The organism is Sulfurisoma sediminicola (assembly GCF_003865015.1).
Taxonomy (GTDB): domain Bacteria; phylum Pseudomonadota; class Gammaproteobacteria; order Burkholderiales; family Rhodocyclaceae; genus Sulfurisoma; species Sulfurisoma sediminicola.
Genome location: NZ_BHVV01000001.1, coordinates 325,203 through 346,719, shown reverse-complemented (window position 1 = coordinate 346,719; position 21,517 = coordinate 325,203). Strand labels below are relative to the sequence as shown.

The following is a 21,517-nucleotide window of genomic DNA, read 5'->3' as shown; positions in this document are numbered from 1 at the left end:
CGAGCATGTCGAGCACCTGGCTCATCACCAATCTCGTTGCGGCCTTTCTGCTGCCGCCGCTCGACGCGCTGTTGCTGGTCGGGCTGGGCTGGGCGCTATGGCGGCGCCGGCCGCGGCTGGCGCGGGGCCTCGTCGGCGCCGGTGCGCTGCTGCTGTTCGTGTTGTCGCTGCCGGTGGTGGGCGATGCGCTGCTGCGCACGCTCGAAGGCGAACCGGTGAACGCGGAGGCAATGCGGCAGGCCCAGGCCATCGTCGTGCTCGGCGGCGGCCGCTATCGCGAGGCCCCGGAGTATGGCGGCGACACTGCCGGCAAGGAAACGCTGCTGCGCCTGCGCTATGCCGCAAGGCTGCAGCGGGAAACGGGCCTGCCGCTGCTGGTGAGCGGCGGCAAGCCGGACGGCGGCGACCTGAGCGAGGCCGAAACCATGCGCGCGGCTCTGATCCACGACTTCGGCGTTCCCGTGCGCTGGGTCGAGGGAGCATCGGACGACACGCGGCAGAACGCGCGCTTCTCGGCCGAGCTGCTCAGGCGCGACGGGGTGTCCCGCGTGCTGCTGGTGACCCACGCCTGGCACATGCCCCGCGCCATGCGCAGCTTCGCCGCGGCCGGCATCGCCGTGACGCCGGCGCCGACTTTCTTCCACCGCGCGCCGCTGACGCCGCTCGACTTCCTGCCGCGGCCCGAAGGCTTGCTGGCCTCGCGCCACGCCATGCACGAATGGATCGGTTTGGTCTGGACCGCATGGCGCGGCTGAAATGGAAAGCGGGGCCGCAGCCCCGTTTCGAATCGCCCGTTCCAGGCCTCAGTCGATGACCAGCCGCTTGGTGCGTGCCGCGGCCTTCTTCGGCAGCGTCAACTCGAGCACGCCGTCGGTGAACTTCGCCGCGGCCTTGGCGTCGTCGATGTCCTGGCCAAGCTGGAAGGTGCGCGAAACCTTGCCGAAATAGCGCTCGGTGCGCAACACCCGGGTCGGGTCCTTCTCGTCCTTGACTTCCTTTTCCTGCTTGCGCTCGGCGGAAATCGATATCGTCGCGCCGTCGATGTTGATGTGAATGTCTTCCTTTTTGATGCCGGGGAGCTCGGCGTGGACGACAAACGCCTTCTCCTGTTCCTTGACGTCGATCTTGACCGTGGGCGCCTCGGGAGCCTGCCCGAAATCTACGGGGCGGACGAAGAAGCCACGGAAGAGGTCGTCAAGCGGATCGTAACGGGTGAGATTGCTCATGATGCCCTCCTTGGCTGGTTTGCGGGAACGACAGATCACAATCCAGAATATGTACGAAGGTCTTAAATTTCAAGGGACAATCGGCCGCCACGGGCAATTTGCGGTGCGCCGGCGCCGAGCATGAGGATGGCATCGCGGTTGGTCCAGGAAAAGCAGGCGGCGGCGGCCTCGCGCCAGGGCAGCCAGCGGCTGGCCGCGTGCTCGTCGGGGGCGAGCGTCGCCGCGGTGTTCGCAGGAACGCAGAGGCTGAAGACATGCTCCATGTTGTGGGTGACGCCCGTCGGGTAGCGGTCGCGCCATTGCGCGAATATCTCGAAGCGGTTGGAAAGATGCCAGTCGTCGAGGTCGGCGGGACGGCAGGCGATCCCCGTTTCTTCGGCCACCTCGCGGACTGCTGTAATGCGGAGGGGCTCGTCGCCCTCCTGGCTGCCGGTGACCGACTGCCAGTAGCCGGGGAAGCGGGCGCGCTCGAGCAGCAACACCCCCAGTTGCGGGGTGTGAATGACGACGAGGACGGAGACCGGTTTCTTGCTGCCGGCCATCGGCTCAGGAAATGTCGGTGAGCCAGTTGATGCCGTCGGCCTGCATGTCGACGAAGCACCAGAAGGCGATGCCCTGCTCGCGCCACTCGTTGGCGGCGGCTTCGAACACCTGCAGGGTCTGGACGAAGTCGGCCTCGGCGCGGCCGTGGATGCCGTCGCAATGCTCGAGCATCACCATGTAGCCCTCGGCCGGGCGCCAGCCGAGGTCGGCGAGGCAGTCGAGCAGGGCATCCCAGTTGTGACCGAACCATTCGGGAAAGGCCATGCTGCGACCGATGATCTCAAGCAGTCCATCCTTGTCGCGGGCCTTGCCGAGGTCGACGCGGAAGACGAAGTAGCCGCTGTGCTCGGCGGCGGCGATCAGTGCGTCCTCTGCGCCGGCCGGCATGTGATAGACGCCGGCATCTTCGACCCGGGCGAGAATGGATTGGAAACGCTCATTCATGGGCGGATCGTCCTGAAGCTGCGGTAGTGGTCGGCAGTGTAGTAGCAGGTCGCCGCCGGCCACGGCTGCGCGCCGCCGCAGACGATGCGGCGGGCGCCGCGGTTGCGGGCGCCGGGCGTTGCCACGGTGTATTCGCGATAGTGGCCGCGCGGCATGATCGGCAGCCGCTTTTCGTAGTTGCCGAAGACGACGCCGTCGCGCTTGTGGGGAAATGGGCCGTTCTGGGCGATCAGCCGCAGGGTGTCCTGCGCCTCGCGCGGCAGCTCGGCGAGCGTGACGTCGCCTGCGTGGGCGGTCCCGAGCAGGACCGCCAGCAGCAGCGCGAGAACGGCGCGCATGCTAGCCCTTGCCGACTTCGACCTGGGTCTCGACCTTTTGCCGCAGGCGGATGTGCAGTTCGCGCAGCTGCTTCTCGTCGACGCCCGACGGCGCGTCGGTCAGCAGGCACTGGGCGCGCTGGGTCTTGGGGAAGGCGATGACGTCGCGGATCGACTCGGCGCCGGTCATCATGGTGACGATGCGGTCGAGGCCGAAGGCCAGGCCGCCGTGCGGCGGCGCGCCGTAGCGCAGCGCGTCGAGCAGGAAGCCGAACTTGAGCCGCTGCTCCTCCTCGCCGATGCCCAGCGCCTCGAACACCTTGGCCTGGACGTCGGCCTTGTGGATACGCACCGAACCGCCGCCGATTTCCCAGCCGTTGAGCGCCAGGTCGTAGGCCTTGGCCAGGCATTCCCCCGGATTGGTCGCCATCAGTTCCTCGTGACCGTCCTTGGGCGAGGTGAACGGATGGTGGCAGGCGGTCCAGCGCTTGTCTTCCTCGCTGTATTCGAACATGGGGAAATCGACCACCCACAGCGGCTCCCAGGCCTTGCCGTTGAGGTAGCCCTTCTCGTGGCCGATCTTGCTGCGCAGTGCGCCGAGGGCGTCGTTGACCACTTTGGTCTTGTCGGCGCCGAAGAAGATCAGGTCGCCCGACTGGGCGCCGGTGCGCTCGACGATGGTCTTGAGCGCGGCCTCGTGGATGTTCTTGACGATGGGCGACTGCAGGCCTTCTTCGTTCAGTTTCGAGGCGTCGTTGACCTTGATGTAGGCCAGACCCTTGGCGCCGTAGATCTTGACGAACTCGGTGTAGCCGTCGATCTCGCCGCGCGTAAGCGTGGCGCCGCCGGGGATGCGCAGCGCCGCGACGCGGCCGCCGCTGGTGGCGGGGCCGGAGAAGACCTTGAAGGCGACGTCCTGCACCGCGTCGGTGACCTCGGTGAGTTCCAGCGTCACGCGCAGATCCGGCTTGTCGGAGCCGAAGCGGCGCATGGCCTCGGCATAGCTCATGCGCGGGAAGGGATCGGGCAGATCGACGGCTATGGCGTCCTTGAAGACGTAGCGGATGAGTTTTTCGATGATGGCGGTGATCTGGGCCTCGTCCATGAACGAGGTCTCGATATCGACCTGGGTGAATTCGGGCTGGCGGTCGGCACGCAGGTCCTCGTCGCGGAAGCATTTGACGATCTGGTAGTAGCGGTCGAAGCCGGCGACCATCAGCAGCTGCTTGAACAGCTGGGGCGATTGCGGCAGGGCGAAGAACTGGCCCGGGTGGACGCGCGAGGGCACGAGGTAGTCGCGGGCGCCTTCCGGCGTGCTCTTGGTCAGCATCGGCGTTTCGATGTCGATGAAGCCGTTGTCGTCGAGGAAGCGGCGGAAGGCCCGGGCCGTCTTGTAGCGCAGCATCATGTTCTTCTGCATCTGCGGCCGGCGCAGGTCGATGACGCGGTTGACCAGGCGCACGTTCTCGGAGAGGTTGTCGTCGTCGAGCTGGAACGGCGGCGTCACCGCGGCGTTGAGGACTTCGAGCTCATGGCAGAGGATCTCGACTTCGCCCGAAGGCATGTTGGGATTCTCGGTGCCGGCGGGACGGCGGCGCACCTTGCCGGTGATCTTGAGCACGTACTCGCCGCGCACGGACTCGGCCAGCGCGAACATCTCGGGACGGTCGGGATCGCAGACGACCTGGGCGAGACCTTCGCGGTCGCGCAGGTCGATGAAGATCACGCCGCCGTGATCGCGCCGCCGGTGGTTCCAGCCGCAGAGGGTGACGATCTGGTCGATGTGGCTGGCGTTGAGCTGGCCGCAGTAGTGGGTACGCATGGAGTTCTCGATTCAAAAAGTCGGCGCCGGCAACACGGTGCTTCGGCGGCGCCGCGGTTGATTCATTCGTTCTGGGCGCGGCCGATCAGGTTCGGATTGCCGTTGCCACGCAGGGGGGGCGCGACGACGCCCATCGAGACGATGTATTTGAGGGCATCGTCGACGCTCATGTCGAGCTCGACGGTGTCGCGGCGGCGCACGAAGAAGAAGAAGCCGTTGACCGGGCTGGGCGCGGTCGGGATGAAGACGCTGACCACCTCGTCGTCGCAGTGCTGGGAAACGTCGGTCGTCGGCGTGCCGGTCTGGAAGGCGACTGCCCACGCCTCGGGGTGCGGGTAGCGCACCAGCAACACCTTGCGGAATGCTTCGCCGCTGCCCGAGAACAGGGTGTCGCTGACCTGCTTGACGCTGTAATAGATCGACTTCACCACCGGGATGCGTGCCAGCACGCCCTCCCAGAAGCGCACCATCTTCTGACCGATGATGTTGGCGGTGACGACCCCGGTCAGCAGCACGACGGCGAGCGTCAGCACTGCGCCGATGCCCGGGATGTAGACGCCGAGCAGTTGCTCGGGCTGGATCGCATGCGGCAACAGCAGCAGCGACTGGTCCATGGTGCGGACGATCAGCGAAAGCACCCAGGCGGTAATCGCCAGGGGAACCCAGATCAGCAGGCCGGTGACGAAGTACTTGCGCAAGGGCTTCTTCACGAAGGGTGTTGTCAGTTGCAACCGCAGGAACCGCTTCCACCCTGGCAGGGCGGCGGGTTGTCGCTCTTCGGCTTGGCCGAGGCCGAGGATCCGCCCTTGAAGTCGGTGGCGTACCAGCCACTTCCCTTGAGCTGGAAACCGGGCGCGGTCAATTGCTTGGTGAAGGCCTCGGCCTTGCACTCGGGACAGGTGGTGAGCGGTGCGTCGGCCATTTTCTGCATGACGTCCTGCTCGAAATTGCAGCTGCTGCAACGATAGGCGTAGATGGGCATGGTCGCCTCCGTAAAAAGGGGTCGATTATAGCGTAAGGGCTTCAGGCAAAAGGACTTCGTGTTCGCCCGTCGTCACCTGGAAAGACCACTGGACAAATGGGGCTTGCGCCCGGCCTTTCAAGCTAGAGCAGCAGCTGCAGGTAGGTCTGGGTCAGCGGCTTGCCCCAGAACAGCGCAATGACGCCGGCGGCGGCTAGGTAGGGGCCGAAAGGGATGGGGACGTCGCGGCCGTGCCTGGCCACCACCATCAGCGCGATGCCGACGACGGCGCCGACGAATGACGAGAGCAGGATGGTCAGCGGCAGCATGGCCCAGCCGGTCCAGGCGCCGATGGCGGCGAGCAGCTTGAAGTCGCCGAAACCCATGCCTTCCTTGCCGGTGGCGAGCTTGAACAGCCAGTAGACCGACCACAGCAGCAGGTAACCGGCGGCTGCGCCGAGTACCGCGCTTCTCAGGTCGGTGAACACGCCGAAGGCATTGAAAAGCAGCCCGGCCCAGAGCAGCGGCAGGGTGATGTCGTCGGGCAGCAGCTGCTTGTCGACGTCGATGAAGGTCAGGGCGATCATCGCCGCGACGAACAGCATGGCGCCGGTGGCGGCGGCGCTCGGCCCGAATTTCCAGGCGGCGAGGGCGAAGGCGATGCCGGTAAACGCCTCGACCAGCGGATAGCGCGGACTGATGCGGACGCGGCAACCGCGGCAGCGCCCGCCGAGCGCGAGGTAACTGAGGATCGGGATGTTCTCGAGGGCGGTGATCGCATGGCCGCAGGCGGGACAGCGCGAACGGGGCATGGCCAGCGACAGCGGCTCCTGCGCGGGCGCCTCCTCGCCGCGCAGTTCGGCGCATTGAGCCAGCCAGTCCCGTTCCATCATGATCGGCAGGCGGTGAATGACGACGTTCAGGAAGCTGCCGACGACCAGCCCAAAGAAAAGCGCCAACGCCAGCAAGCCGGGATCCACCGCCATGAAGACCGGCGGCTACTTAGCCGACGACGGCGCCAAGCTTGAAGATCGGCAGGTACATGGCGACGACGAGGCCGCCGATGAGGCCGCCGAGGAAGACCATGATGATCGGTTCCATCAGGCTCGACAGCGAGGCGACGGCGTCATCGACTTCCTGTTCATAGAAATCCGCCACCTTGGACAGCATGCTGTCGAGCTGGCCGGATTCCTCGCCGATCGACACCATCTGGATCGTCATGTTCGGGAAGACGTTGGCGTTCTGCATCGCCACCGTCAGGCTCGTGCCGCTGCTGACCTCGGCCTGGATCTGGCGGGTCGCGCTTTCGTAGACGTAGTTGCCCGAGGCGCCGCCGACCGAGTCCAGGGCCTCGACCAGCGGCACGCCGGCGGCGAACATCGTCGAACAGGTTCTCGTCCAGCGCGCGACCGTGCCCTTGAGGATCACGTCGCCGAAGACCGGCAGTTTGAGCGCCAGGCGATCCATGAAGATCTGCATGGCCTTGGAGCGCTTCCAGGTGTAGAAGAAGGTGTAGATGGCGCCGCCGACCGCGCCGAAGATGACGTACCAGTTGGCGACGAAGTAATCCGATATGGCGATGACGACGAGGGTCGGGCCCGGCAGGTCGCCGCCGAAGCTCTTGAACACTTCCTTGAAGGCCGGGACCACGAAAATCATGATGACCGCCGTGACGAGGAAGGCGACGACCATGATGGCCACCGGGTAGAACAGTGCGCCCTTGATCTTGGCCTTGATGGCCTGGGTTTTCTCTTTGTAGGTGGCGAGGCGGTCGAGCAGTTGTTCCAGAATGCCGGCCTGTTCACCGGCGGCGACCAGGTTGCAGAACAGCTTGTCGAAATAGAGCGGATACTTGCGGAAGGCGGCGGCCAGAGAGGAGCCTGTCTCGACGTCCGTCTTGACGCTCAGCAGCAGCTTCCCCACCGCAGGATTGCTGTGACCCTTGCCGACGATGTCGAAAGATTGCAGCAGGGGCACGCCGGCCTTCATCATCGTCGCCAGCTGGCGGGTGAACAGCGTGATGTCCTTGTCGGTAACCTTGCCGCCGCCCTTGATTCGCTGCTTCCTGACCTTGACCGGCAGGAGGCCCTGGCGCCGCAACATGCTGTTGACGACCGTTTCCGTCGTGGCGTGCATTTCGCCGCGTACGATCTTTCCGCCCTTGTCCTTGGCTTCCCAAGCGAAGGTGAATTCCTTGACTGCGGTTAGCGCCGGTTTCTTTGCTGCGGTTGCCATGGGCTCGCCTCGTTCTTGAATCGCGCGGTCGGATCGCTGTTGCGGCAGATTCTAGCGGAAGTTTCCTCGCCAACGCCATGAAATGTCAGCGGTATTGGTCGATGATGCCCCGCTTGTTGGGGTTTGTAAAGCCAATCCTCTGCCGGAGTGTGACGTGGTCAACCGTCTGCAGCGTAAGGGCGCTTGATGCGGACTATCTTTACCCGGCGGTCCTGGGTCTGCACGATTTCCATGCCGACGTCGCCGATGCGCAGGCCGACCCCGACCTCGGGGATGTCCTGCAGGTGTTCCACGATCAGTCCGTTGAGCGTCTTGGGGCCGTCGGTCGGCAGCGTGAGGCCGAGCGCGCGATTGACTTCGCGCAGGTTCTGGCTGCCGTCGACAAGGGCGGATCCGTCGTCGAGCCATGCGATGGAACTCGGTCCGCCGGGCATGCCGGTGGTGAATTTGCCGACGATTTCCTCGATGATGTCCTCGAGCGTCACCAGCCCGAGCAGTTCGCCGTATTCGTCGACCACCAGGCCGGTGCGCTGGCGGTTGTCTCGAAAGAACTGCAACTGGGCGTAGATGGGGGTCGAGGCGGGGATGAAATAGGGTTCGCTCAACTGCTCGCGCAGCGCCGCGAGGTCGATTTCGCCCTCCAGCGCACCGCCGATCAGCCTCCGCACCTGCAGCATGCCGACGATGTTGCCGGGTTCACCTTCGTAAACCGGCAGCCGGCTATGGAAACTGGTGGCGAGGCGCGAGCGTATGTCCTCGGCCGCATCTTCCAGGTCGATGCCCTCGATTTCCCCACGCGGAGTCATGATGTCCGCGACGGTGACATGCTCGAGATCGAACAGGTTGACCAGGATGTGCCGGTGCGGCGCCGGGATGAAATGGCCCGATTCGAGCACCATGGCGCGTAATTCCTCGGGCGACATTCGATTCGTGTCGTGCCCGGATTTGGGCTGCAGGCGAAAAAGTTTCAGCAGTGCGACGACAAAGAGGTTGACGAACCAGGTAACCGGGTGCGCGACCCGCAACATGAACGCCAGAACATGGCCGATGCGCGGCGCGAGCCAGTCCGGATAGGTGGCGCCGACGACCTTGGGGGTGATTTCGGAGAAAACCAGCAGGCAGAAGGTGACGAACAGGGTGCCCGCCTCCAGTGCCCATTTTTCGTGGCCGAAGACGGCCAGGGCGATATGGCCCGTCAACATCGCCGCCGCCGCGTTGATCAGGGTATTGCACAGCAAGATCATGCTGATGAGCTTGTCGATCCTGCCCAGCAGCGCTACGGCAACCTGCGCCCCCTTGCCTCCCTGGCTGGCCGCGTGCCGCAGCCGGTGGCGATTGACCGCCATCATCGCGGTTTCGGCCATGGCGAAAAAGCCGGAAACCACCAGCAGTACGGCGAGCAGGCCGAACTGCGTGGAAATCGGGATTTCGTCCATTCAGCCGGCGCGTCCGAGGACGACTTCCAGCACGAAGCGGCTGCCGACGTAGGCCAGCAGCAGGGCGCCGAAGCCGGCCAGCGTCCAGCGCAGGGCCACGCGGCCGCGCCAGCCGCGCAGGTGGCGGCCGGCGAGCAGCGCGGCGAAGATCACCCAGGAGAGGATGGCGAAGACAGTCTTGTGATTGAATGGCAGGGCCTTGCCGAACAGGGTCTCGGAGAACAGGATGCCCGAGGCCAGCGTCAGCGTCAGCAGCACGAAGGCGACGTGGATCAGGCGGAACAGCAGCGCCTCCATCGTCAGCAGCGGCGGCAGCCCGGCGAACAGGGGTGTCAGTCGGCCGCGGTGCAGGCGCTTTTCGGCGACGGCCATCAGCACGGCGTGCAGCGCCGCCAGGGTAAACAGGCTGTAGGCCAGCATGGCCATGAGGAAGTGGGCGCGGAAGGCCGGCGAGTCGGCATTGGCGAGCAGGTGCTGGCCAGGCAGGGCCGCCGGCAGCAGCACGCACACGGCCGCCAGCGGCAGGCCGAGCATCTGCAGGCCTTCCATGCGGGCGTAGAAGCTTTCGATCCAGTACAAGGCGAGTGCCAGCCAGAGGATCAGCGACAGCGCAACGGCGAAGCCGAAGCGCATCGCATTGCCCGGGAAGATTTCCTGCGCCAGAGTCACCCCGTGCATGGCCAGTGCCGCCAGCAGCCAGGCGCGCTCCCAGCCTGCCAGACCGGCCACCGGCTGGTCGAGCGCGGGGCCACGCCAGCGGCTGCGCCAGAAGTGCAGGGCGAGCCCGGCGTAAAGGGCCGCGGCGAGGACATGCAGTAAAATCGCAGGCATATCCGAAGTCTATCGCATCTCCCTCCTCACCCACTTCCGCCCATCATGCTCGACAACCTGACCCAGCGGCTCGGCCGCGTCGTCAAGACTCTGCGCGGCCAGGCGCGCCTGACCGAGGACAACATCGCCGACATGTTGCGCGAGGTGCGCATGGCGCTGCTCGAAGCCGATGTCGCGTTGCCGGTGGTCAAGGACTTCATCGCCCGCGTCAAGGAAAAGGCGCTCGGCCAGGATGTGATCGGCTCGCTGACGCCCGGCCAGGCCCTGGTCGGCGTGGTGCACCGGGAACTCACCGAGCTCATGGGCGGGCAGGCGACAGGGCTCAATCTCGCCACCCAGCCGCCGGCCATCATCCTCATGTCGGGCCTGCAGGGCGCCGGCAAGACCACGACGACCGCCAAGCTCGGCAAGTGGCTCAAGGAGCGGCAGAAGAAGAAGGTGCTGGCGGTGAGCTGCGACGTCTACCGCCCGGCGGCCATCGAGCAGCTCAAAGCCGTGTCGGCGCAGGCCGGCATCGAGTTCTTCCCCTCGCACGCCGGCGAGAAGCCGGCCGCGATCGCCGCCGCCGCGCTGGACTACGCGAAGAAGCATTACTTCGACGTGCTGTTCGTCGATACCGCCGGCCGCCTGGCGATCGACTCCGCCATGATGGCCGAGATCAAGGAGCTGCACGCGCTGCTGAACCCGGTCGAAAGCCTGTTCGTGGTCGATGCCATGCTCGGCCAGGATGCGGTCAATACGGCGCGCGCCTTCAATGAGGCGCTGCCGCTGACCGGCGTGGTGCTGACCAAGCTCGACGGCGATGCCCGCGGCGGCGCGGCGCTGTCGGTACGCCACGTCACCGGCAAGCCGCTCAAATTCGCCGGCGTCGGCGAGAAGCTGAACGGCATCGAGGAATTCCACCCCGAGCGCATGGCCAGCCGCATCCTCGGCATGGGCGACATCCTCGGCTTGGTCGAGGAAGCGCAGCGCGGCGTCGATCAGGACAAGGCGCAGGAATTCGTCAAGAAGATGAAGTCCGGCAAGGGCTTCGACCTCAACGACTTCAAGGACCAGATCGGACAGATGCGCAAGATGGGCGGCATGTCGTCGCTGCTCGACAAGATGCCGGCGCAGTTCGCGCAGATGGCGCAGCAGGCCGGCGGTGCGGTCGAGGACAAGGCGGTCGGCCGCATCGAGGGCATCATCAACTCGATGACCCCGGGCGAGCGCTCCAAGCCGGAACTCATCAAGGCCAGCCGCAAGCGCCGCATCGCTGCCGGCGCCGGCGTTCAGGTGCAGGAAGTTAATCGGCTGCTCAACCAGTTCGAGCAGACGCAGAAAGTGATGAAGCAGTTCTCCAAGGGCGGCATGGCCAAGATGATGCGCGGCATGAAGGGCATGCTGCCGGGCATGCCGCGCTGATCCGGCTTCCGCCCCCTAATCCATTCCGGACATTCGGCAGTTCTTTGCTTGGCGCCTTGCTGGCGGCCAAGCTGTAGTCGCACGTCCGCAAGTCGGCAATCAGCCCCCGGCGGAGCCGGACTCAAGTTAATGCTTCACTTTCAGATTCGTTCCCATCCATACTGTTTTTAAAAGATTTTATTTTAACAATCTTTCACAGGAAGTCAGTGTAAGTCTTTGTTGCGGCAGAAAAATTCCGCAATTCCCCCTTGACCCCTCAAAAAAACCTCCGTAGAGTGGGAAGAAGTGGGGAAAAGTGGGGAATTTGATGTTCCAGGGCGCGGCTGCACTCAATCTCGATGTGAAAGGGCGGATGGCAATTCCGGCCCGGCATCGCGACGCGCTGGCCAAGGCAGGCGAGGGCCGCCTGGTCCTGACCGCCCATCCCCATCGCTGCCTGCTGCTCTATCCGGAACCGGCCTGGCAGCCGATCCGCGCCAAGATCCTGGCGGCGCCCAGCCTCGAAGTCCAGAGCGCGATGCTGCGTCGCCTGCTGGTCGGTTTCGCCATCGATACGGAAATGGATGCCGCCGGCCGCCTGCTGCTGCCGCCTGAACTGCGGCAGTACGCCGGGCTGGAGAAGGGCGTCTGGCTGGTGGGCCAGGGCAACGGCTTCGAGATCTGGTCCGAGGCCGGCTGGAAGACCCAGCAGGAAGCGATCTTCGCCCAGGGCGACAAGCTCCTGCCGCCAGGTCTGGCGGACCTGGCGCTGTGACGGCATGTCACGTCAGCGTCCTCCTCAAGGAAGCGGTGGAGGCGCTGGCGGTGAAACCCGGCGGCAGTTACGTCGATGCGACCTTCGGCCGCGGCGGGCACAGCCGCGAGATTCTGCGTTGCCTGGGACCGCAGGGGAGGCTGCTGGCGCTGGATCGCGATCCGGCCGCGGTCGCCGCGGCCGGGGAAATAGCGGATTCGCGCTTCGCCATCGCCCATGCGTCCTTCAGCGAACTTGCCGGCGCACTCGATGGCTGCGGCATGACGCGACTGGATGGCGTGCTGCTGGACCTCGGCGTGTCGTCGCCGCAGCTGGACGACGCTGCCCGGGGCATGAGTTTTCGTTTCGATGCGCCGCTGGACATGCGCATGGATACGACGAGGGGGGAGACCGCGGCGGACTTTCTGGCGCGGGCCGATGAGCGGGAAATCGAGGAGGTAATAAGGGACTATGGCGAAGAACGGTTTGCTCATGCGATTGCAAAGGCGCTTGTTGCTGCTCGGCGCGAACACCGTATTTCAGGGACACGACAGCTTGCCGCGCTCGTGGAGAAAGCCGTCCGGACGCGCGAGCCGGGCCAGCACCCGGCGACGCGCAGCTTTCAGGCTCTACGGATTTTCGTCAATCGGGAGCTTGAGGAGCTGTCGCTAGTCCTGCCGCAGGCGGTCGCCCGCCTGGCGCCCGGAGGCCGATTGGTCGTGATCAGCTTTCATTCGCTCGAAGACCGCATCGTCAAGCGCTTCATGCGCGACGAGGCGACGCCGCGCCAGCCGCCCAAGGGCGTGCCGGTGCGTGCCGCCGACCTGCCGCCGGTGCGCATGCGCCTCGTCGGCAGGGCGCAGCGGCCGTCGCCGGCCGAGGTGGCGGCCAATCCGCGCGCGCGCAGCGCGGTGATGCGCGTGGCCGAGCGAGTCTAGGTCATGGCGAGAGTCAACCTCGTACTGCTTGTCGTCGCGGTGATCTGCGCCCTCGCCGCCGTGACGTCGAGCCATCGCGCACGCAAACTCTTCATCGGCCTCGAGAACGAGCAGAAGCGCATGCGCGAACTCGACGTCGAGTGGAGCCAGCTCCAGCTAGAGCAGAGTACCTGGGCCAACCATGCGCGGGTCGAGAAGATCGCGCGCGACAGGCTGGCCATGCATCGGCCGGCCGCCGGCCGGGTGCTGTCGGTGGAAGCGCGATGAGGCTCAAGTTCGTCCACAGCCCGCTGTTGTCGCAGCCGCTGCCGGCGTGGCGCGCACGCGTCGTACTGGCCCTGCTGCTCTCCGCCTTCGCCGCCCTCGTGGTTCGTTCCCTCTTTCTGCAGGGGATCCAAAACGACTTTCTGCAGAAGAAGGGCGAGTCGCGCTACGAGCGCGTCATCGAGATTTCCGCGACGCGCGGCCGCATCCTCGATCGCCACGGCGACGTGCTGGCCGTATCCGTCCCGGTGAAATCGATCTGGGCCATCCCCGAGGACGCCAGCCTGTCCCCGGCTCAGTCGCGGCAGCTGGCCGCACTGCTCGAGATGGACGTGCGCGAGCTCAATCGCAAGCTGGGTGCGGAGAAGGACTTCGTCTTTCTCAAGCGGCAGATTCCCCCGGACCAGGCCGATCGCATCGCCGCGCTGCAACTTCCCGGCATTCATGCCCAGCGCGAATATCGCCGCTACTATCCGGTCGGCGACGTCACGGCGCACGTCGTCGGCTTCACTGGCGTCGAGGATGCCGGGCAGGAAGGCGTGGAGCTTGCGCTGAACGCACAGCTCAGCGGCCAGCCGGGCTCACGCCGGGTCATCAAGGACCGCCGCGGGCAGATCGTCGAAGACGTCGAGAGCATCAAGGCACCGGTCGAGGGGCGCGATGTCACTCTCGCGCTCGATGGCAAGATCCAGTACCTGGCCTTCTCGTACCTCAAGCAGGCCATCGAAGACAACAGGGCCAAGGCGGGCGGCATCGTCGTGCTCGACGCCAAGAGCGGCGAGGTGCTGGCGCTGGCCAATCTGCCCACCTACAACCCCAACAACCGGGTCAAGCTCGCCGGGGCGCAGCTCAGGAACCGCGCCTTCACCGACACCTTCGAGCCCGGCTCGACCATGAAGCCCTTCACCGCCGCGCTGGCGCTGGAGAAGGGCAAGTTTCGCTCCGACACGCCCGTGCAGACCGCGCCGGGCCGACTCACCATCGGCACGGCGACGATCTCCGACGCCCACCCGCACGGAGTGCTCACCGTCGCCGAGGTGATCCAGAAGTCCTCCAACGTCGGCATCTCCAAAATAGCGCTGACGTTTCCTCCCGGCGAGATGTGGTCGATGTTCGATGCGGTCGGATTCGGCCACCCCCTCAAGCTCGGCTTCCCCGGAGAGGTCGGCGGCAGGTTGCGGCCGGCGAAGTCGTGGCGTCCGATCGAGCAGGCGACGATGTCCTACGGCCACGGCATTGCGGTGACCTTGATCCAGCTGGCGCGTGCCTACCTCGCCTTCGCCCGCGACGGCGATCTGCTGCCGCTGTCACTGACTCGCACCGCGGGCGCGGCCGGCAGCGGGCAGAACGTCTTTTCCGCGAAGACCGCCCGCGAGGTGCGCGCCATGCTCGAACTCGCCGTGCAAGCGGGCGGCACGGCGCCGAAGGCGCAGATCGCCGGCTACCGCGTCGCCGGCAAGACCGGCACGGCGCACAAGGTCGATGGCGGCGTCTATGCGAACAAGTATGTTTCGTCCTTCGTCGGCTTCGCCCCGGCATCGGATCCGCGCCTGATCGTCGCGGTGATGATCGACGAGCCGGGCGGCAAGGCGTATTACGGCGGCGACGTCGCGGCACCGGTGTTCGCCCAGGTGATGGCCGGCGGCCTGCGCACCCTGGGCGTCGCGCCGGATGCGCCGCTGAAGCCGCTGCAGGTGGCGGCGGCGAGATGAGCGGCGAGGCCATGGGCGTGATCGCCGAACTCGAGCGTCGCGGCATCAGGGTGAAGAATCTCTGCGCCGACTCGCGCGCGGTGGGCCGCGGCGACGTCTTCGTCGCCATGCCCGGCCATCGCGTCGACGGACGCGACTACATCGACGCCGCGATCGCCAACGGCGCGGCGGCGGTGCTGTACGAGCCCGGCGGAAAAGTCGGTACCCCAAGGGCGCTTTCCCGCAAGGGGATTTGCTTCGCGGCACCTTCGGGGCGCGCCAGCGGCACGGTGATGCTGGAGGTCGCCGAACTCGCGCGGTTCTCGGGCGACATCGCCCATATCGTCTATGGCCGCCCGTCCGAGCGGCTGTGGCTGGCCGGCGTCACCGGCACGAACGGGAAGACGTCGGTGTCGCAGTGGATCGCCCAGGCCATGAACGCATGGGACTGCAAGTGCGCGGTGATCGGCACCCTCGGCAACGGCTTTCCCCCGGCACTGGCCGAGAGCGCCAACACCACGCCCGACGCGATTTCCCTGCACCGCGCGCTGGCCGGCTATCTCGAGCAGGGCGCCGTCGCCTGCGCCATGGAGGTGTCCTCGATCGGACTCGACCAGGGTCGGGTCAATGGCGTGAATTTCGACGTCGCGGTGTTCACCAACCTTACCCGCGACCATCTCGAATACCACGGCAGCATGGAGGCCTATGGCGCGGCCAAGGCGAAGCTGTTCGAAACGGCAGGCCTCGGCGCGGCAGTGATCAATCTCGACGACTCCTTCGGCCGCGAGCTGGCAGCGCGGCTGCGCGGTCGCGTGCGCACCATCGGCTACACCCTCGAAGACCGCAGCGGCGCCGACGAGGTGCTGGCGGCCCGCAATTTCGCGATGACCGCGACGGGCATCGCCTTCGACCTCGACGGTGCGCACTGCGCCGCGCCGCTGGTCGGGCGCTTCAATGCCGCCAACCTGCTGGCCGTGATCGGCGCGCTGCTCGCGGGCGACGAGAAGCTCGCCGATATCGCCGCGGTCCTGCCCCGGCTGCGGCCGCCGCCAGGGCGCATGCAGGCCGTCGGCGGGGTACATGAACCTCTGGTGGTGGTCGATTACGCCCACTCGCCCGACGCCCTGGAAAAGGCGCTGGCGACGCTGCGCGAGACGGCCCAGGCCCGCGGCGGTCGCCTCGCCTGCGTCTTCGGCTGCGGCGGCGACCGCGATGCCGGCAAGCGTCCGCAGATGGGGGCCATCGCGGAGCGGCTGGCCGACCGCGCCATCGTCACCAGCGACAACCCGCGCAGCGAGGAGCCGCAGGCGATCATCGCCGCGATCATCGCCGGCATGAAGGTATTGCCGGAGATCGAAGCCGACCGCGCCGCAGCCATCGCGAGTGTGGTGCGGGAAGCCGACCCGCGCGACGTGATCCTCCTTGCCGGCAAGGGGCACGAACCGTACCAGGAGATCGCCGGCGTGCGCCATCCTTTCTCCGATCTCGCCACGGCGCAGTCGGCGCTGGCGGCACGGCATGCCGGCGCGGGAGAGCGGCCATGATGCGACTGTCCGCAGCGGCAGCCTCGATCGGCGTGCCCCATCAGGGGGACGACGCGGAAATCCTCGCGGTCGGCACCGATTCGCGCGAGGTGACGCCCGGCATGCTCTTCGTCGCACTCAAAGGCGAGCGATTCGACGGCCACGATCATGTGGTCGAAGCCATCGCCAAGGGTGCGGCCGGCGCGCTGGTGAGCCGCGAGTTCGCCAAAGCGAATGCCGACCTGCCGCTGATTCCGGTCCTCGACACCCGCGAGGCGCTGGGCCAGCTCGCGGCGGGATGGCGCGCGCGGTTCCCGATTCCGCTGCTCGGCATCACCGGCAGCAACGGCAAGACCACGGTCAAGGAAATGTGCGCGGCGATCCTGCGCCGCAAGTTTGGCGATGGCGCCGTTCTGGCGACCCGGGGCAACCTCAACAACGACATCGGCCTGCCGCTGACCCTGCTGCGGCTGCGTCCCGAGCACCGCGCGGCGGTGATCGAAATGGGCATGAATCACCCGGGCGAGATCCGTTACCTGGCGCACCTGGCGCGGCCCACGGTGGCGCTGGTCAACAATGCCCAGCGCGCCCATCTCGAGGGGCTCGGCACCTTGACCGCGGTCGCTCGCGCCAAGGGCGAGATCTTCGAAGGGCTCGGGGCGGACGGCGTCGCCGTGATCAACGCCGACGACCCGCATGCGCCGCTGTGGCGGGAGCTCTGCAGCGGGCGGACCGTCAGCACCTTCGGCCTGACGGCGGCGGCCGACGTCCGCGGCATCTGGCGGCAACGCGGCTTCGGTGGGGGGCTCGAACTGACGACGGCGGCAGGCACGGTGCAGGTCGAGCTTGCGGTTCCGGGCGAACACAATGCGCGCAATGCCGTCGCCGCCGCCGCGGCCTGTCTCGCCGCCGGCGTGCCGCTCGATGTCGTCGCCGCGGGGGTGGCCGGCTACGCCGGCGTCAAGGGGCGCCTGCAGCGCCGCGCCGGGCTCAATGGCGCGACGGTGATCGACGACAGCTACAACGCCAATCCAGACTCGATGCGCGCCGCGATCGACGTGCTGGCGGGCGTGCCGGGCAGGCGCATCCTGGTGATGGGCGACATGGGCGAGGTCGGCGAGGCGGCGGCGCAGTTCCACGACGAGATCGGCGGCCATGCCAAGAGCCGCGGCATCGAGCGGTTGTTCGCCCTCGGCACGCTCGCGGCCGACGCCGCGCACAACTTCGGCGACGGCGCGCGCCATTTCGGCGGCGTCGAGGCGTTGGTCGATGCCCTCAAGCCCGAGCTGGCCGCCGACGTGACCGTACTGGTGAAGGGTTCGCGCTTCATGCGCATGGAGCGCGTGGTCGAGGCCATCGAGGAGAAACAGCATGCTGCTTGAGTTGTTCCAGTGGCTCGCCCAGGACATCCGCGCCTTCAACGTCTTCAGCTACATCACGCTGCGCGCCGTGCTGGCGACGATGACGGCGCTGACCATCTCCTTCGTCGCCGGCCCGGCGGTGATCCGCTGGCTCACGGCGAAGAAAATTGGACAATCGGTGCGCGACGACGGTCCGCAGACCCACCTGGTCAAGGCCGGCACGCCAACCATGGGCGGCGCGCTGATCCTGATCTCGCTCGGCGTCGCCACGCTGCTGTGGGCCGACCTTTCCAACCGCTTCGTCTGGATCGTGCTGATCGTCACCCTGGGTTATGGCGCGGTCGGCTGGGTCGATGACTGGCGCAAGGTGGTCTATCGGAATCCGAAGGGGCTGTCGGCGAGGGCGAAGTTCTTCTGGCAGTCGCTGATCGGCGTCGTCGCCGCCATCTACATCGCCTTCTCGATCTCGGCGCCGAACAACGAGAAGGTGGTCGAACTGTTCATCCAGTGGGTGGCCAGCGGCTTCACCCTCGAGCTGCCGGCGAAGGCGGACCTCATCCTGCCCTTCTTCAAGAGCGTCACCTATCCGCTCGGCGTCTTCGGTTTCATCGTGCTGACCTACCTCGTCATCGTCGGCAGCAGCAACGCGGTCAACCTCACCGACGGTCTCGACGGCCTGGCCATCATGCCGACGGTGATGGTGGGCGCGGCGCTGGGCATCTTCGCCTACGTCGCCGGCCACGCCGGATTTTCCAAGTACCTGCTGCTGCCCTACATCCCGGGCGCCGGCGAGCTCACGGTGTTCTGCGGTGCGCTGGCCGGCGCCGGACTGGGCTTTCTCTGGTTCAACGCCTATCCGGCCGAGGTCTTCATGGGCGACGTCGGCGCGCTGGCGCTGGGCGCGGCGCTCGGCACCGTGGCGGTGATCGCGCGCCAGGAAATCGTCTTCTTCATCATGGGCGGCGTCTTCGTCGCCGAAACGGTGTCGGTGATGCTGCAGGTCGGCTGGTTCAAATACACCAAGAGGCGCTACGGCGTCGGCCAGCGCATCCTGCTGATGGCGCCGCTGCACCATCACTTCGAGCAGACCGGCTGGAAGGAAACGCAGGTCGTGGTGCGTTTCTGGATCATCACCATCCTGCTGGTGCTGTTCGGTTTGTCCACCCTGAAGATCCGCTGATGCTGACCGGCAAGCACGTTCTCGTTCTGGGCCTCGGCGAATCGGGGCTGGCGATGGCGCAGTGGTGCGCCAGGAACGGCGCGAGCGTGCGCGTAGCCGATACCCGCGCTGCGCCGCCCTACCTCGACGAACTAAAACGCCGTCTCGCCAACGCCGACTTTTGCCCGGGCGAGTTCGACAGGAGGCTGCTCGACGGCATCGATCTCGTCGCGCTGTCGCCCGGACTCTCGCCCGGCCTGCCGCTGCTGACCCACGCGCGGGCGCAGGGTGTGCCGGTGATCGGAGAAATCGGGCTGTTCGCCCAGGGTCTGCGCCTCCTCGGCGTGCGCGAAAGGACAAGGGTGATCGCCATCACCGGCACCAATGGCAAGACCACCACCACCGCGCTTACTGGTCATCTCTGCCGTGGCGCCGGCAAGGTCACGGGCGTGGCCGGCAACATCTCGCCCGCGGCGCTGACCGCGCTGATGGCCTGTCAGGACGCGGGCACGCTGCCGGAGGTCTGGGTGCTCGAACTGTCGAGCTTCCAGCTCGAGACGCTGGAGACGCTCGATGCCGAAGCTGCGACGGTGCTCAACATTTCCGACGACCATCTGGACCGCTACGTCGATCTCGACGACTACGCCGCGGCCAAGGCACGCATCTTCGAGGGTCGCGGCGTGCAGGTGCTCAACCGGCAGGACGAGCGAGTCAAGCGCATGGCGATTCCGGGCCGGCGGTTGATCACCTTCGGCCTCGACGCGCCCGGCGATGCCGCCGACTTCGGCCTGCGCGACAACAGGGGCGAGCCGTGGATAGTGCAGGGCGACACGTTCCTGCTGCCGGTGTCGCAGCTGCCGCTCAGCGGCCTGCACAATGCCGCCAATGCCATGGCCGCGCTGGCGCTGTGCGCGGCCATCGATGCCCATGACAGTCTCGACGCGGAGGCGCTGTTGCCGGGGCTGCGCGAGTTTCGCGGCCTGCCGCACCGCGTCGAGCGCGTTGCCGAACTCTGCGGCGTGACCTGGTTCGACGATTCCAAAGGCACCAACGTCGGCGCCACCGTCGCCGCGCTCGAAGGACTGCAGCGCAAGGTCGTGGTGATACTCGGCGGCGACGGCAAGGGCCAGGATTTTTCGCCGCTCAAGCCGGCCATCGCCCGCCACGGCCGCGCCGTCGTGCTGATCGGCCGCGACGGACCGGCGATCGCCGCGGCGATCGCCGGCTGCGGCGTGCCGGTGCAGACCGCGGCGGACATGGCGGACGCCGTGCGCGTCGCCGCGCGAGCCGCGTGGGCCGGCGACGCCGTGCTGCTGTCGCCGGCCTGCGCCAGCTTCGACATGTTCCGCAACTACGAGCACCGCGCCCAGGTGTTCGTCGCGGCGGTTCAGGGACTCGCGCAGCAATGAGTGCCGTCTTCACCTCCAACCGCCGACCGATGCTTGCGCAGGGCGCGCCGGCCGAGCTCGATCCGCTGCTGCTGTGGCCGGCGCTGGGCCTGCTGCTGCTCGGCCTGGTGATGGTCTATTCGGCCTCGATCGCCACCGCCGAAGGCAGCCGCTTCACCGGCAACCAGGCGACCTACTTCCTGACCCGCCACGCCGTCTTCCTGGCCGTCGGTCTTTTCGCCGGCGCGGTCGCCTTCCAGGTTCCGTTGCGTACCTGGCAGCGGGCCGCCCCCTGGCTGTTCGCGGTCTGGGTGGTACTGCTGGTCATCGTGCTGATTCCCCACGTCGGACGCTCGGTCAACGGTGCGCAGCGCTGGTTGCCGCTGGGCCCGATCAATCTGCAGCCGTCCGAAGGGATGAAACTCTGCGCCGTCCTCTATGCCGCCGACTACACGACGCGCAAGCTGGCCGAAATGGGCTCTTTCCGCCGCGGCTTCGTGCCGATGTTCCTGGTCATGGTGCTGGTCGGCGCGCTGCTGTTGCGCGAACCGGATTTCGGCGCGTTCGTCGTCATCGTCTCCATCGCCTTCGGCATACTCTTTCTGGGCGGCATCAACGCGCGGCTGTTCGCGGTTCTGATCGTCGGCATGGCCGTCGCCTTCGTCGTGCTGATCCTGACCTCGCCCTACCGGCTGGAGCGCATCACCAGCTACATGGATCCGTGGAAGGACGCCTACGGCAAGGGCTACCAGCTCTCCCATGCCTTGATTGCTTTCGGTCGCGGCGAGTGGTTCGGCGTCGGCCTTGGCGCCAGCGTCGAGAAGCTGTTCTATCTGCCGGAGGCGCACACCGACTTCCTGCTTGCGGTGATCGCCGAGGAACTCGGCTTCGTCGGCGTGCTGGCCGTCATCGCCATGTTCTCGCTGCTGGTGCAGCGCGCCTTCGTCATCGGTCGCCAGTCGCTGATGCTCGATCGTGTCTTCGCCGGTCTCGCCGCGCAGGGCGTCGGCATCTGGTTCGGGGTGCAGTCCTTCATCAACATGGGTGTGAACACGGGCCTGCTGCCGACCAAGGGCCTGACGCTGCCGCTGATGAGTTTTGGCGGCTCGGGCATCGTCGCCAACTGCGTGGCGCTGGCGGTGTTGCTCCGCGTCGATTATGAAAACAGGCAACTCATGCGGGGGGGCTCCGCATGAGTTGCCTGTTTCGGCGGAGGCTAACGTGAGCGAAGCGAACGTTAA

The 21,517-nt window shown here is 66.6% G+C and carries 22 protein-coding genes; 11 read left to right on the top strand and 11 right to left on the bottom strand.

What is annotated here, in order from left to right; translation table 11 throughout:
• Window positions 1–5 precede the first annotated feature (5 nt).
• Window positions 6–755: a YdcF family protein gene (locus EJE94_RS01610; RefSeq protein ID WP_121239748.1), complete on the top strand. Its 750-nt coding sequence runs from the start codon at window positions 6–8 to the stop codon at window positions 753–755.
• A 48-nt stretch (window positions 756–803) separates the two neighbouring features.
• Here EJE94_RS01610 and EJE94_RS01605 read toward each other — a convergent pair whose 3' ends face one another.
• The 11 genes from EJE94_RS01605 to EJE94_RS01555 form a co-directional block, all read right to left on the bottom strand.
• Window positions 804–1,226 (bottom strand): Hsp20/alpha crystallin family protein, encoded by a 423-nt coding sequence (locus EJE94_RS01605; RefSeq protein WP_207855637.1) that lies wholly within the window; start codon window positions 1,224–1,226, stop codon window positions 804–806.
• A 62-nt stretch (window positions 1,227–1,288) separates the two neighbouring features.
• On the bottom strand, window positions 1,289–1,768 hold the full coding sequence (gene nudB, locus EJE94_RS01600) for a dihydroneopterin triphosphate diphosphatase (protein ID WP_121239747.1): 480 nt from the start codon (window positions 1,766–1,768) through the stop codon (window positions 1,289–1,291).
• Between the two features lie 4 nt (window positions 1,769–1,772).
• Window positions 1,773–2,213 (bottom strand): barstar family protein, encoded by a 441-nt coding sequence (locus EJE94_RS01595; RefSeq protein ID WP_121239746.1) that lies wholly within the window; start codon window positions 2,211–2,213, stop codon window positions 1,773–1,775.
• Complete coding sequence (locus tag EJE94_RS01590) at window positions 2,210–2,551, bottom strand: guanyl-specific ribonuclease (protein ID WP_121239745.1); 342 nt, start codon at window positions 2,549–2,551, stop codon at window positions 2,210–2,212. Before EJE94_RS01590 ends, EJE94_RS01595 begins: the two co-directional genes overlap by 4 nt.
• A 1-nt stretch (window position 2,552) precedes the next feature.
• Window positions 2,553–4,352, bottom strand: a complete 1,800-nt coding sequence (gene aspS / locus EJE94_RS01585) for an aspartate--tRNA ligase (RefSeq protein ID WP_121239744.1) — start codon at window positions 4,350–4,352, stop codon at window positions 2,553–2,555.
• A gap of 62 nt (window positions 4,353–4,414) precedes the next feature.
• Window positions 4,415–5,050, bottom strand: coding sequence for a DUF502 domain-containing protein (locus EJE94_RS01580; protein ID WP_121240524.1), 636 nt, complete (start codon window positions 5,048–5,050; stop codon window positions 4,415–4,417).
• 23 nt (window positions 5,051–5,073) lie between these two features.
• Window positions 5,074–5,334, bottom strand: a complete 261-nt coding sequence (locus EJE94_RS01575) for an FmdB family zinc ribbon protein (protein WP_121239743.1) — start codon at window positions 5,332–5,334, stop codon at window positions 5,074–5,076.
• 122 nt (window positions 5,335–5,456) lie between these two features.
• Window positions 5,457–6,299 (bottom strand): prepilin peptidase, encoded by an 843-nt coding sequence (locus EJE94_RS01570; protein WP_121239742.1) that lies wholly within the window; start codon window positions 6,297–6,299, stop codon window positions 5,457–5,459.
• 16 nt (window positions 6,300–6,315) lie between these two features.
• A complete protein-coding gene (locus EJE94_RS01565; protein ID WP_121239741.1) occupies window positions 6,316–7,548 on the bottom strand; it encodes a type II secretion system F family protein in 1,233 nt (410 codons plus the stop codon).
• 158 nt (window positions 7,549–7,706) lie between these two features.
• On the bottom strand, window positions 7,707–8,984 hold the full coding sequence (locus EJE94_RS01560; protein WP_121239740.1) for an HlyC/CorC family transporter: 1,278 nt from the start codon (window positions 8,982–8,984) through the stop codon (window positions 7,707–7,709).
• Window positions 8,985–9,815, bottom strand: coding sequence for a cytochrome C assembly family protein (locus EJE94_RS01555; RefSeq protein ID WP_121239739.1), 831 nt, complete (start codon window positions 9,813–9,815; stop codon window positions 8,985–8,987).
• Between the two features lie 45 nt (window positions 9,816–9,860).
• Here EJE94_RS01555 and ffh point away from each other — a divergent pair, with 45 nt between their 5' ends.
• From ffh to ftsW, 10 genes are all read left to right on the top strand, one after another.
• On the top strand, window positions 9,861–11,219 hold the full coding sequence (ffh, locus tag EJE94_RS01550) for a signal recognition particle protein (RefSeq protein ID WP_121239738.1): 1,359 nt from the start codon (window positions 9,861–9,863) through the stop codon (window positions 11,217–11,219).
• A 307-nt stretch (window positions 11,220–11,526) separates the two neighbouring features.
• A complete protein-coding gene (gene mraZ, locus EJE94_RS01545) occupies window positions 11,527–11,973 on the top strand; it encodes a division/cell wall cluster transcriptional repressor MraZ (RefSeq protein WP_121239737.1) in 447 nt (148 codons plus the stop codon).
• Window positions 11,970–12,890, top strand: a complete 921-nt coding sequence (rsmH, locus tag EJE94_RS01540; RefSeq protein WP_121239736.1) for a 16S rRNA (cytosine(1402)-N(4))-methyltransferase RsmH — start codon at window positions 11,970–11,972, stop codon at window positions 12,888–12,890. Before mraZ ends, rsmH begins: the two co-directional genes overlap by 4 nt.
• Before the next feature lie 3 nt (window positions 12,891–12,893).
• On the top strand, window positions 12,894–13,157 hold the full coding sequence (gene ftsL, locus EJE94_RS01535; protein WP_121239735.1) for a cell division protein FtsL: 264 nt from the start codon (window positions 12,894–12,896) through the stop codon (window positions 13,155–13,157).
• The gene (locus EJE94_RS01530; protein WP_121239734.1) at window positions 13,154–14,866 is read left to right on the top strand and encodes a peptidoglycan D,D-transpeptidase FtsI family protein; all 1,713 of its coding nucleotides are present in this window, start codon (window positions 13,154–13,156) and stop codon (window positions 14,864–14,866) included. Before ftsL ends, EJE94_RS01530 begins: the two co-directional genes overlap by 4 nt.
• Window positions 14,863–16,389, top strand: coding sequence for a UDP-N-acetylmuramoyl-L-alanyl-D-glutamate--2,6-diaminopimelate ligase (locus EJE94_RS01525; protein WP_121239733.1), 1,527 nt, complete (start codon window positions 14,863–14,865; stop codon window positions 16,387–16,389). The genes EJE94_RS01530 and EJE94_RS01525 overlap by 4 nt, the downstream gene beginning before the upstream one ends.
• Window positions 16,386–17,750: a UDP-N-acetylmuramoyl-tripeptide--D-alanyl-D-alanine ligase gene (locus EJE94_RS01520; protein ID WP_121239732.1), complete on the top strand. Its 1,365-nt coding sequence runs from the start codon at window positions 16,386–16,388 to the stop codon at window positions 17,748–17,750. Before EJE94_RS01525 ends, EJE94_RS01520 begins: the two co-directional genes overlap by 4 nt.
• Window positions 17,740–18,909 (top strand): phospho-N-acetylmuramoyl-pentapeptide-transferase, encoded by a 1,170-nt coding sequence (gene mraY / locus EJE94_RS01515; protein ID WP_121239731.1) that lies wholly within the window; start codon window positions 17,740–17,742, stop codon window positions 18,907–18,909. Before EJE94_RS01520 ends, mraY begins: the two co-directional genes overlap by 11 nt.
• On the top strand, window positions 18,909–20,297 hold the full coding sequence (gene murD / locus EJE94_RS01510; protein ID WP_121239730.1) for a UDP-N-acetylmuramoyl-L-alanine--D-glutamate ligase: 1,389 nt from the start codon (window positions 18,909–18,911) through the stop codon (window positions 20,295–20,297). The genes mraY and murD overlap by 1 nt, the downstream gene beginning before the upstream one ends.
• A gap of 29 nt (window positions 20,298–20,326) precedes the next feature.
• Window positions 20,327–21,472, top strand: a complete 1,146-nt coding sequence (ftsW, locus tag EJE94_RS01505; RefSeq protein WP_243642516.1) for a putative lipid II flippase FtsW — start codon at window positions 20,327–20,329, stop codon at window positions 21,470–21,472.
• Window positions 21,473–21,517: the final 45 nt, after the last annotated feature.

Excerpts from the sequence above, each read along its gene's own strand:
- EJE94_RS01610 (WP_121239748.1), top strand. The coding sequence starts at position 6 with ATGTCGAGCACCTGGCTCATCACCAATCTCGTTGCGGCCTTTCTGCTG.
- EJE94_RS01605 (WP_207855637.1), bottom strand. The coding sequence starts at position 1,226 with ATGAGCAATCTCACCCGTTACGATCCGCTTGACGACCTCTTCCGTGGC.
- nudB (WP_121239747.1), bottom strand. The coding sequence starts at position 1,768 with ATGGCCGGCAGCAAGAAACCGGTCTCCGTCCTCGTCGTCATTCACACC.
- EJE94_RS01595 (WP_121239746.1), bottom strand. The coding sequence starts at position 2,213 with ATGAATGAGCGTTTCCAATCCATTCTCGCCCGGGTCGAAGATGCCGGC.
- EJE94_RS01590 (WP_121239745.1), bottom strand. The coding sequence starts at position 2,551 with ATGCGCGCCGTTCTCGCGCTGCTGCTGGCGGTCCTGCTCGGGACCGCC.
- aspS (WP_121239744.1), bottom strand. The coding sequence starts at position 4,352 with ATGCGTACCCACTACTGCGGCCAGCTCAACGCCAGCCACATCGACCAG.
- EJE94_RS01575 (WP_121239743.1), bottom strand. The coding sequence starts at position 5,334 with ATGCCCATCTACGCCTATCGTTGCAGCAGCTGCAATTTCGAGCAGGAC.
- EJE94_RS01570 (WP_121239742.1), bottom strand. The coding sequence starts at position 6,299 with ATGGCGGTGGATCCCGGCTTGCTGGCGTTGGCGCTTTTCTTTGGGCTG.
- EJE94_RS01565 (WP_121239741.1), bottom strand. The coding sequence starts at position 7,548 with ATGGCAACCGCAGCAAAGAAACCGGCGCTAACCGCAGTCAAGGAATTC.
- EJE94_RS01560 (WP_121239740.1), bottom strand. The coding sequence starts at position 8,984 with ATGGACGAAATCCCGATTTCCACGCAGTTCGGCCTGCTCGCCGTACTG.
- EJE94_RS01555 (WP_121239739.1), bottom strand. The coding sequence starts at position 9,815 with ATGCCTGCGATTTTACTGCATGTCCTCGCCGCGGCCCTTTACGCCGGG.
- ffh (WP_121239738.1), top strand. The coding sequence starts at position 9,861 with ATGCTCGACAACCTGACCCAGCGGCTCGGCCGCGTCGTCAAGACTCTG.
- mraZ (WP_121239737.1), top strand. The coding sequence starts at position 11,527 with ATGTTCCAGGGCGCGGCTGCACTCAATCTCGATGTGAAAGGGCGGATG.
- ftsL (WP_121239735.1), top strand. The coding sequence starts at position 12,894 with ATGGCGAGAGTCAACCTCGTACTGCTTGTCGTCGCGGTGATCTGCGCC.
- EJE94_RS01530 (WP_121239734.1), top strand. The coding sequence starts at position 13,154 with ATGAGGCTCAAGTTCGTCCACAGCCCGCTGTTGTCGCAGCCGCTGCCG.
- EJE94_RS01525 (WP_121239733.1), top strand. The coding sequence starts at position 14,863 with ATGAGCGGCGAGGCCATGGGCGTGATCGCCGAACTCGAGCGTCGCGGC.
- EJE94_RS01520 (WP_121239732.1), top strand. The coding sequence starts at position 16,386 with ATGATGCGACTGTCCGCAGCGGCAGCCTCGATCGGCGTGCCCCATCAG.
- mraY (WP_121239731.1), top strand. The coding sequence starts at position 17,740 with ATGCTGCTTGAGTTGTTCCAGTGGCTCGCCCAGGACATCCGCGCCTTC.
- murD (WP_121239730.1), top strand. The coding sequence starts at position 18,909 with ATGCTGACCGGCAAGCACGTTCTCGTTCTGGGCCTCGGCGAATCGGGG.
- ftsW (WP_243642516.1), top strand. The coding sequence starts at position 20,327 with ATGCTTGCGCAGGGCGCGCCGGCCGAGCTCGATCCGCTGCTGCTGTGG.